Below are 9,951 nucleotides of genomic sequence, written 5' to 3'. Positions count from 1 at the left end.
TCTGCAAGAGCCGATCCCGTCGCAACAGAGAAAAACAATGCGACGAGAGCGAGTTTCCTGAACATCTGATGCCTCCACATATGGCTCCAATGCATGTGGTCACTCTGGTGCGTCGTTAGGTGTTTGATCCCATGGTTTGATGGTGCGATCCTTTCGTCGGAATGGAAGGATGCCCTATGGGACAAGTTCGTCACGGCAGCGCCACGACTACGCACGCCATCCGAGCAGCAATACAGCGATCGGAAGCTTCAACCGCGGCGCTGAGCCGCGAGCTGGGCATCAACCCCAAGACCGTGGCGAAGTGGCGAAAGCGTCAGACAGTCGAGGACATGAAGACCGGGCCGAAGGAGCCTCGTTCAACGGTGCTGACAGGGGAGGAAGAAGCAATGGTCGTGGCGTTCAGGCGCCACACGCTGCTGCCACTGGACGACTGCCTCTATGCGCTGCAGCCGTCTCTACCGCATCTGACACGCTCGGCCTTGCACCGTTGCCTACAGCGCAATGGGATATCGCGCCTGCCCGACGTCGATGGGGACAAACCGCAACGGCAGCGTTTCAAGCGCTACCCCATTGGTTACTTCCATGTCGATATCGCCGAGGTCCAGACCGCCGAAGGGAAGCTCTATCTCTTTGTCGCAATTGACAGAACCAGCAAGTTTGCCTTCGTTCGCCTCGTCCAGAAGGCGGGAAAGATGGCTGCAGCCCAGTTTCTGCGCGACTTGATCGTAGCTGTGCCATACCGGATCCACACGGTGTTGACCGACAATGGTGTGCAGTTCGCAAATCGCAGCGTCGATACCAGCGCCTTCGAGCACATCTTCGGGCGCGTATGCCGCGAACACGACATCGATCACCGGCTGACCAGAGTGAAACACCCTTGGACCAACGGACAGGTCGAACGGATGAACCGGACGATCAAGGAGGCCACTGTGAAGCGTTTCCACTACGAGCGACACGATCAGCTTCGCGTCCACCTCAGCGACTTCATAGCAGCCTACAACTTCGCGCGCAGACTCAAGACCCTCAACGGCCTCACGCCATACGAATACATCTGCAAGGTCTGGACCTCCGAGCCAGACAGATTCATCTTGAACCCGATCCACCAGATGCCGGGACTGAACACCTAGCCCGCAGGCCTCGGCGAGGCGGACGATATCCAGCCTCCGGATGGACGCGGCGCCAATCTCTTGCAACCTCTGCTCCAGCTGCGTGGCCACATCCTGGCCCGGCTCGTCATGATCGGGCAGGATGATGACATCGCGCCCGGCCAGCGGCGTGAGGTCGGTCTGGGAGAGGGCTTTACACCCACCGGCCCAGGTCACGCTGGCATAGTCGCCAAAACCGGCCGCGGCATCGGCGCATTTCTCGCCCTCGCTGATCAGCACGGGTTTGGACGCTTCAACCAGCAACTGCGGCAGGCGGTAGAGAGGGCGCTGATCCGGCAGTAATCTATAGCACCATTCCAGGCGACCATCAGGCGTTGACCACACGGTGAGCGGCAGTATGCGTTTGCCCTCAGCGGTTTCGACGCGAGCGACGAGGAATGCGCGCGAGCCGTTCGCATTACGATAGTCGTAGAGCGCTACCACTCGCGCGTCCTTCCAGCGCAGCTCCGGCGTTGGGACGTGATCCGGAATGCTGCGGAGCTGTGAGGCCCCCTCAGGCGGGCTGCTCAGAACCCGGATGTTGGTTTGGGTGACCGGAACGTTCATGCCCGCACTCCCAGAATTTTTGCCAGTTCGCGCGCCGCCTCGATCTGGCTGACCCCCTGCAGATAGGCATAGAACGAAACGATGTCGCCTCCCTTGTCCCCGGTCGCGAAATCCGCCCAGAGACCGGTGCGGGTATTGATCGAGAACGAGCCGATACGCCGGTCCGCGCGCGTCGGGTTGAGCGCCATCAGGTTGACGCCGGACATGCGGGTCGTCGCCAGCCAGCGTTCCGCCAATGCCCGGATCTGGCCGCGGGCTGCGGCGTTCACCGCGCAGAAAATATCGCTGGCGGAGCCCTCCCGGCTAGGATTGGAACGAGGTACGGGTTTGGGCGCGGGACGGCGCAGGCCGATTTCGGACGGGTGCATAAAGAACTCCTCTCGAGGAACTGGTCCGGGGACCAGCCAGGTTTCGACACGAGCCCGTGCCGGAGAGGAGCAAAGGTCTGGGCGCATTGTCTGGGAACCCCGACACCCGTGCCATCATCTCCGACCGCAGTCTCGATGCCGGAGAAATTGTCGCGGGATGCGTCTGCGACTACGGGTCCGTCACGACGCGCATGTGGATAACCGCAGATTCCGTTGGAATAAAATCCATAACTATTTGATAAAAAATGAAACAATTATGAATAAGCCTGAGCGCTTTCATCTCCCTGTTCCCTTGTTCCCGCATGTTCCCTGTCAAAAACAGAAAGATAGAGATACCAACGCCAACATTCCTTCTGGGTGTAATAGGCCAGCATCATCTGGCGCCTGTCCGGTTAGGGACCGGGAACGCGGGAACCAGCCTGGATCCGCGCCTGACGGATGAGGGCAGGCCCGCGCCGTGGCGAACCAGACGATGTCGAGCGCATTCCGGCCCAATGTCAGGATCCGCAACAGCGTTCTCATCCTGGATATCGAGGCGCGGTGGCTCTGTCGAAGGGCGCGTTCGAAACTTGTGGATTACGCTCGCCACCTTGTTTCGATCCGAGAATTCGCCTCTATTATACCTGTCGGACGTCAAGAGCGGAGCGCCGACAATATGACCTGCATTCCTATAAATATTCCCCACCAGCATACAGTTGCGCCGGCCCAGTCGCAGGAAGATGCGCCGGGGTGCGACCTGCACAGGCGGTCGCACGCGGCTCGGCAAACCATCATTCATGGCGATTGTCTGGATGCCATGCGCAGGATGAAAGCCGGCAGCATTGACGTGGTCGTGACCTCTCCACCCTATAATATCGGGGTCCCCTATCGGAGCTACGATGATCGCAAGCCGCCCGAGGTCTATCTGCGCTGGATGGAGGAGGTGGCCGGGCAGATCGCGCGCCTCCTCGCAGACGATGGCGCACTGTTCCTGAATATCGCGGCGGGGCCCGACCCTTGGATCGCTACAGATGTCGCGCAGGCATTCCGTAGCCATCTAACCCTGCAGAACCGGATTTCCTGGATAAAATCGATCGCGATCGGTGACCGAACCAGCGGTCATTTCAAGCCGATCAACAGCAAGCGGTTTCTGAACAGAACCCACGAGGAGATCCTTCATTTCACCAAGCGCGGAGACGTCGAAATCGATCGCTTGGCGATTGGCGTCCCCTACGAGGACAAAACCAACCTGGGGCGTTGGCAAGCTGCGCGGTCAGACCGGCGATGCGCGGGCAACTCCTGGTTCATACCGTATGAAACAGTCCGAGCACGGGCAGGAAAACACGGGCATCCCGCCATATTCCCGGTGGATCTGCCTCTCAGATGCCTACAGATGCATGGCGAAACAGGAACAGTCCTCGACCCGTTTGCCGGGTCCGGGACAACCCTGGTTGCGGCCAGGATGCTCGGCTGGAACGGGATCGGTATCGAGATAGACGACGCCTATGCGGAAATGGCGCGCCACCGGCTTGCCGAGATCGCGGGAGGGTCGGTGTCATGCTGCTGAGTCATCGTCCCCTCTGCGCCTATCGCGGCGATATGACCCGCGAGTCGTGTCGGCTCGATCACGGAAGGGCTCTGGCGCGCACGAAGATCGGGTCGAGATCGACTTACGGAGGGATGCACTGTCCCGGACCGGCCGCCGCTGGAGGGGGCGGTATTCATGAACGCTGCGCATCGCCCCTTCCCTCAACCCTTGGCGAAGGCTTGTTTTTTAACCTGCAGGAAGACCTTTTCGTGATGAACGCAATCGGCGCGCCACTCCGGCGAACGGCAACTCAGCCCACATCGTTGCTATCCAATCGAGGATTTCGCTGCGGTACGGTTGAATGGCCTTGGCGATTTCCGCGGTCTGGGCCTCCAGATTGATCGCGGCTGTTTGCCCGCATTGGGTGCAAACCTTGGGGGCGGCCAGGTCCGAGACCTCGATCTCGCCGCAACTGTTGCATTGATCCTGAACCATATCTGGCCTCCTTCATGGTGAGGCCCCGTTTGCGGTCATCGGCCGAATACTCGGGGCGGTCTGGCAAGTGAGGTCCGCGAAGCGGCGCCTCTCTTACCGAACTGCCTTCCGGCGAGGGCAGGAGCGGGGATCGCCCGGCCACGCAGCTCGGCCCCTGGCCGACACGGGTGTTGGGGGCACCCGCTCTGACGCCGCGCGCCGGGCTGGCGTGGGGGAACCGGCGGTTCCCAATACGGACGCGCTTCAGCGCGGCCCAAGCAGGCATGCGGGCGTTCGGCTTGTCCGAGTCCCCGCACGTCAGAACTTGTCCCTGAAACCAATTCAGGACGTCCGGACAGGACGGTCGCCTCCCCCTAACCTGCCCTCTTCTTTTGACTTCGGGCCGGACTTCGCGGAATGGTCCCGCCAAACGCGTTCCCTTTCCGTTCCAATTGCGGTAATTCAACTTCAGGGACCGAGGGGTGACATGGGATATCTGCAAAACCTCAACGATGCGCAGCGTGCGGCCGTCGAGCATGGCCTGGAGCCCCTGCTGATCATCGCTGGCGCCGGATCGGGCAAGACCAATACCCTCGCCCATCGCCTCGCCCATCTCTTGAAACAGGGTGCCGATCCACGACGCATCCTGTTGATGACGTTTTCGCGCCGCGCCGCCTCCGAACTGACCCGCCGTGTCTCGCGGATCACCGAAAGCGTCATGGGCACCGGCTACGCGGCCGAGGCTCTGACCTGGGCCGGCACCTTCCACGGCATCGGCGCGCGCCTCCTGCGCGATCTGGCGCTGCAGATCGGTTTGAACCCGGAGTTCACCATCCATGATCGCGAGGATTCCGCCGACCTGATGAATCTCTGCCGACATGAGCTGGGCTTTTCCAAAGCGCAAATCCGATTTCCGGCTAAGGGCACCTGCCTCGCGATCTATTCCCGCGTGGTGAATTCCGGGATACCTCTGGCCGAGGTGCTGATCGATCACTTCCCCTGGTGCGCCATGTGGGAAGTCGAGCTGAAGCGCCTGTTCGGGGCCTATGTCGCGGCCAAGCAGGCGCAGAATGTGCTGGATTACGACGATCTGCTGCTGGCCTGGGCGCAGGTGATGCAGGATCCCGGCTTTGCCGCCCATATTGGCGCGCTCTGGGATCATGTCTTGATCGACGAATATCAGGACACCAACCGGCTGCAGGCGCGCATCCTGCTGGCACTGAAGCCCGAGGGCCGCGGGCTGACCGTGGTCGGTGATGATGCGCAGTCAATCTACGCCTTCCGAGCGGCGACGGTGCGCAATATTCTCGATTTCCCTGGGGCCTTCACCCCACCTGCCCGCGTGGTGACGCTCGAGCGCAATTACCGCTCGACCCAACCGATCCTGACCGCCGCCAATGCGGTCATCGCGCGGGCCTCGGAACGTTTCACCAAGGACCTCTGGTCTGATCGCACATCACTCGAGAAACCGCGGCTGGTGAATCTGCCGAATGAGGGCGATCAGGCCCGCTTCGTCGCCGATCAGGTTCTGGCCAACCGTGAGACCGGCATGACCTTGAAGCAGCAGGCGGTGCTGTTCCGGACCTCCAGCCATTCTGGTCAACTCGAGATCGAGCTGACCCGCCGCAACATTCCCTTCGTCAAGTTCGGCGGGCTGAAGTTTCTGGAGGCCGCGCATGTCAAGGATCTGCTGGCATTGCTGCGCTTTGCCCAGAACCCGCGCGACCGGGTGGCAGGCTTCCGGCTGCTACAGCTGCTGCCAGGGTTGGGGCCGGGTACGGCGGCGAAGGTTTTGGACCGCATCGCGACCGTGCCCGATCCTCTCGCCGCACTGGCGCAGATGCCAGCACCGACCAAGGTGACAGGATGGGAAGACCTTATCGCCGTGCTGCAGCCCGCCGCCTGGCCCGAGGCCCTTGGCCGCGCCCGCGTCTGGTACGAACCGCATCTCGAGCGCATCCATGAGGATGCCGAGTTCCGCCGCGCCGATCTGCTGCAACTGGAACAGATCGCGTCGGCCTATCACAGCCGCGAAAAATTCCTCACCGATGTGACGCTGGATCCACCTGAGGCGACCAGCGCTGAAGCCGGCGTGCCGCTGAAGGATGAGGATTACCTGATCCTCTCCACCATCCATTCCGCCAAAGGGCAGGAATGGAAGGCGGTCTTCGTGCTGAATGTCGTTGATGGCTGCATCTCTTCGGATCTCGGCACTGGACAGAGCGCCGATCTCGAAGAAGAGCGACGGCTTCTCTATGTCGCCATGACCCGGGCCAAGGATCAACTGACGCTGGGCGTGCCCTTGCGCTTCTATGTCACTCAGCAGGCAAAACGCGGCGACCGCCATCTTTTTGCCGCCCGCACCCGCTTCATCACCAGCGACATGCTGCAGCATTTCGATGTCACGCGTTGGGCACCGCCACACGCGACCGAGGCCGCCTCCCCTGCCCCGGGCAGCGTCGATATCCGCGCCAGCATGCGCGATATGTGGGGGTGAAGAATGGGGCAGCAATCAGCTAGCCTCCAGGCGGATTACGGCCTCCTTAGAAAGCCATTGTCCAACGGTGCTCTGACCGCCCTTCAGAAATTCGCAGCTTTCCGAGTTATCGATTACAATCGCCCAGCGATGCGACGTGCATTCTCTTCAATCAACTCGGCAGCCTGCGCGGCATAGCCCTCGGTCGCACCTGCCAAGGCAGCAACCTGCTCGGTGATCTCCACCCTATTGGCCACCATTTTGTCGACGAGCTCCTGAACCCGATTGCGAACATCGGTCGGGCGATATCCGATCTCGCGGGCAATCGTTTCCCAGTGTCGACCCGAGATCTGCTCTGATGTCCTTTTTTTCCCGGCGATCTTTTGCGCGAAGCTCTGCACGACATGCGGCCAAGGCAATACCGATGACACATCGTAAAGTGGCGCCAGTCGCGGTGTCGCCCCCACGGGCAGGATCAAGGAATAGTTTTTCGCATGGGCATCGGTGTTGGCAACAAGGATGTTGAAGATGACCTGATCGAGCAGCGCCAGCGCGTCACTCGCGCTGACATGGCGTCCTGTTTCCAGAAGCATTTTCAGGTCGAGGCCGGGTAAGGTACCGCGCTCATACTTACGCCCAGGCGGCAGACCATTCGCTTGGGCGAAGTCCTCTTGGTGCAGGCGGAGCAAACGACCGTTGCGGCCGAGCCTGCGATCATAGCGCAACACCCCGATTGCCGAACGCTCAGTCGCCTGCAGGACCGTCGTCTGTGCGGCTGCAATGCCGATGGCCTGTGCCATGCGCAGGCACCAGACTTCGTTCTCGGTGATACCGGGTAGATTGGGATTGTCAGGTTTCACGATCAGCGTGGAGGGCGCGCCATTGCGGGGTACGGCAAGTATGTCTCCTTTGCCGGGCAAGCGCAGCACAGGCGCTCCATCGGCAGCAAGAACGGCTAAAGCTGATTTTTTCTGACCCCCTGCAAGGGACTGACGCACGCCCTCCTCGCCCACAAGGAACGGCCTGCGGCCCAGATCCTGAAAGTGGCGCTCCAGTGCTTCCTGTTCATCGCCGGTCCGATAAAGTTCCGTGAGCGGCGTATAGGCCCAGCGACCACGATCCGACGGTTCACCAAACGATAATGCGCCCGCAGTATCGCCCCCTATCTCATTGAGCACTGCCAGCACATCCGCCTGGTCCAAACCCAGTGACCGCGTCAGGAGCTGCAGTTGCTGCTCTTCCGGCAGCAGGTTCGCAAGCCAAGGCGATATGAGATCGGACGGATAAGGATCAGGCCGCAGCGGCATGGTAACGGAAAGCGGAAATGCCCCGGCAGTCTGCAGCCATGGCTCTGCATATCGCAGTGACAGCGCGCCATCCGCTGCGACATCGACCTGCCCGATCAGGAATTGGTCAAACCAAATCGGGACAGAGGCCGTCATTGGTAGTCTCCGAGGTCATAGCCTTGTGATGCGTCCCCGCTAAGCGTTGTTCTGGCTGCGGCGTCGGCCTCGATTAAGCGCGAAACTGGCAAGCGTAGCGCATCTGCAATACGGGCAAGCGTTGTCAATCGAGGGTCGCGTTTCGCCGTCTCTATCAGCGACAGTGCCGGGGCACTGATACCAGTGAGACGGGCGAGTTGATCCAGCGTCAGGCCCTGAGAGTTTCTAACCTCCCGGATGCGTTGGCCCATATGATGAAGCAGTTGGCGCTCGTTATCAGTGATCACCGGTTCAGGTCCTTACCTATTTAGGTAAGATTACAATGATGAGCGAACTTCAGCAATCCATCTTATCTTTTTGGGTAATATACTCGTCAGCTCCGGGCTTCGAGACGAAGTATTATCCAAAACGGTAAGAGAATGCGAACGAGTATGCGAATTCTCAAATATCCGCTTCTGTCAGCTTATCGTTATAAACTGAGGTCTGCCGCGCACCGGCTAGCGGGTCCCGCTCTGAACGAGATGGCTCCGCCCTTAGGCCTCGACCAATTGCCAGAATCCGTATTTGCGGCCGTGCTTCTGCTTGAGCCTATCGACGAATTGCTGATGGGTCGCAAAACGACCGAAGTCTTCGATGGCGGGCTCGCTTGCCTTGCATTCCGCAAGATCGCGGGCGGCGTAGCGGTAGCGCTTCGATTTTCCGCCCTCGAGCGTGTCCTCGATCATCGCGCGGCGCAGCAGCGTGGCGGCGAGGGGATGATGGGCCTCGAGTGCCTCGGCCGAGCTCGTCAACAGCTCGTAGAAATCCCCATCCAGCTCATCGTCCCGCGCCAGCACAAGGCGAGCGGCGCGATCCTGCGCAGGCCATTTGATCAGAAAATACAGGGCCGCAGCCAGATCGGGATGGGCCTCGGCAAGGTTCAGCGCCTTCTCCTCGGCTTCGATATCGTCGAAATCGGGAAGCAGCTTGAGGTATTTACGCAGGCTCTGGCCGTCAAGCACCTCTTCGAAGGCCTGCCAGAGATGCGCCTTCAATTCGTCCCCCCTGCCCTGCCGCTCAAGGCATTCGGCATGGATTTCGTCGAGCTCGTAGCGGAAGTTTCGGGCCTGATCGGCGGCGCGCGCCTTCGAGATGATCTCGCAGGCCTCCTCGACACGACCGGCATCGAGCAGGCGCCGCGCGACGTCGGGCGCGATGGTGCCGTAGGTCAGCTGCTGCGCCGAATAGCGCGCCATATAGGCATCGACATCGCCCTGCGCATCCGCGATATCCGCCAGGATGACCGAGGCGGTCGAGGCCCGGCTGCGTCGCACGCTTTCCTCGGGGTTGGTGGTGCGCCCGTAGCCGCGAAAGCGCTGCAGTTCCAACACGGTCGGCGGCGAGGCCTGCCAGGCCTTCGTGATCTCCTTGAGATGTTCGAGCCCTGCGGGTCCGAGGTTCCCCGACAAGGCCGGGATGATGTCGTCGAATTCGCCATTGCCGGCATCGCTGACCGCATCGAAAATCCGCTCGGCCAGCGCATGGGGCGACATGGTGAACTTCGGCGACAGTCGCTCGATGATCTGGACGGCCTCATGCAGGACATCGCCGATTGCGCCGTTACTGTCGTCAGTGCGCGCGTGGATCGAGGGGGCCAATTGGAGGAAAGCCCAGAGCAGCTCAAAGGCCTCGTTCACATCATGCGGCGCGACGGTATTCTCGATCATCGTGAGAAGGCCGTTCAGGTCCTTCACCAGTGCCTTCTGCCCGCGCCAATCGACGAAGCTGCTGGAGCGGCGCAGCGAGGCGAAACGCTTGCGGATATCCGCCGCCACATCCTTGGGGCCCTGCGCGGCGCTGAGCTCCATCCGGGCCCGCCGCTGCAGCGCGGCGCTGCCCTGCACCAGTTCCATGACTAAGGAGGCGAGCTTTTCCGCCCCGAGCTTTTCGAGATTGTCGCGGTTGAGGGTTTTCTTGGACATTTCTGGAGAGG

Annotated in this window: 9 protein-coding genes; 4 read left to right on the top strand and 5 right to left on the bottom strand. The window is 61.0% G+C overall.

Translation table 11 applies throughout. The features are described 5' to 3' along the window. Nucleotides 1-176: 176 nt before the first annotated feature. Both GL300_RS21300 and GL300_RS21295 read left to right on the top strand, forming a co-directional pair. On the top strand, nt 177-1,127 hold the full coding sequence (locus tag GL300_RS21300; RefSeq protein ID WP_155041696.1) for an IS481 family transposase: 951 nt from the start codon (nt 177-179) through the stop codon (nt 1,125-1,127). 60 nt (nt 1,128-1,187) lie between these two features. Continuing rightward, entirely contained in the window at nt 1,188-1,448 is a 261-nt protein-coding gene (locus GL300_RS21295) for a hypothetical protein (protein ID WP_155041695.1), read from the top strand. A 260-nt stretch (nt 1,449-1,708) separates the two neighbouring features. On the opposite strand, the gene GL300_RS26445 is transcribed toward GL300_RS21295, so the two are convergent. Beyond that, entirely contained in the window at nt 1,709-2,080 is a 372-nt protein-coding gene (locus GL300_RS26445) for a hypothetical protein (RefSeq protein WP_211595295.1), read from the bottom strand. Between the two features lie 457 nt (nt 2,081-2,537). Between GL300_RS26445 and GL300_RS21285 the strand changes: the two genes are divergently transcribed. Further along, complete coding sequence (locus tag GL300_RS21285; RefSeq protein WP_211595293.1) at nt 2,538-3,626, top strand: DNA-methyltransferase; 1,089 nt, start codon at nt 2,538-2,540, stop codon at nt 3,624-3,626. Between the two features lie 207 nt (nt 3,627-3,833). On the opposite strand, the gene GL300_RS21280 is transcribed toward GL300_RS21285, so the two are convergent. Continuing rightward, a complete protein-coding gene (locus GL300_RS21280) occupies nt 3,834-4,082 on the bottom strand; it encodes a hypothetical protein (RefSeq protein WP_155041694.1) in 249 nt (82 codons plus the stop codon). Between the two features lie 67 nt (nt 4,083-4,149). On the opposite strand from GL300_RS21280, the gene GL300_RS21275 reads away from it, so the two are divergent. Further along, nucleotides 4,150-6,558, top strand: coding sequence for an ATP-dependent helicase (locus GL300_RS21275; protein ID WP_343043158.1), 2,409 nt, complete (start codon nt 4,150-4,152; stop codon nt 6,556-6,558). A gap of 113 nt (nt 6,559-6,671) precedes the next feature. Here the strand turns inward: GL300_RS21275 and GL300_RS21270 are convergent, their stop codons facing one another. From GL300_RS21270 to GL300_RS21260, 3 genes are all read right to left on the bottom strand, one after another. Continuing rightward, a complete protein-coding gene (locus GL300_RS21270) occupies nt 6,672-7,979 on the bottom strand; it encodes a HipA domain-containing protein (protein WP_155041693.1) in 1,308 nt (435 codons plus the stop codon). After that, a complete protein-coding gene (locus GL300_RS21265) occupies nt 7,976-8,266 on the bottom strand; it encodes a helix-turn-helix domain-containing protein (protein WP_343043156.1) in 291 nt (96 codons plus the stop codon). The genes GL300_RS21270 and GL300_RS21265 overlap by 4 nt, the downstream gene beginning before the upstream one ends. 246 nt (nt 8,267-8,512) lie before the next feature. Further along, nucleotides 8,513-9,940 (bottom strand): DUF6880 family protein, encoded by a 1,428-nt coding sequence (locus GL300_RS21260; protein WP_155041692.1) that lies wholly within the window; start codon nt 9,938-9,940, stop codon nt 8,513-8,515. Between the last annotated feature and the right edge of the window lie 11 nt (nt 9,941-9,951).

This window comes from Paracoccus litorisediminis, from assembly GCF_009711205.1.
In the GTDB taxonomy this organism is placed as follows: domain Bacteria; phylum Pseudomonadota; class Alphaproteobacteria; order Rhodobacterales; family Rhodobacteraceae; genus Paracoccus; species Paracoccus litorisediminis.
The sequence above is the reverse complement of the archived record's forward strand: the minus strand, read 5'-3'. Positions and strand labels throughout refer to the sequence as shown.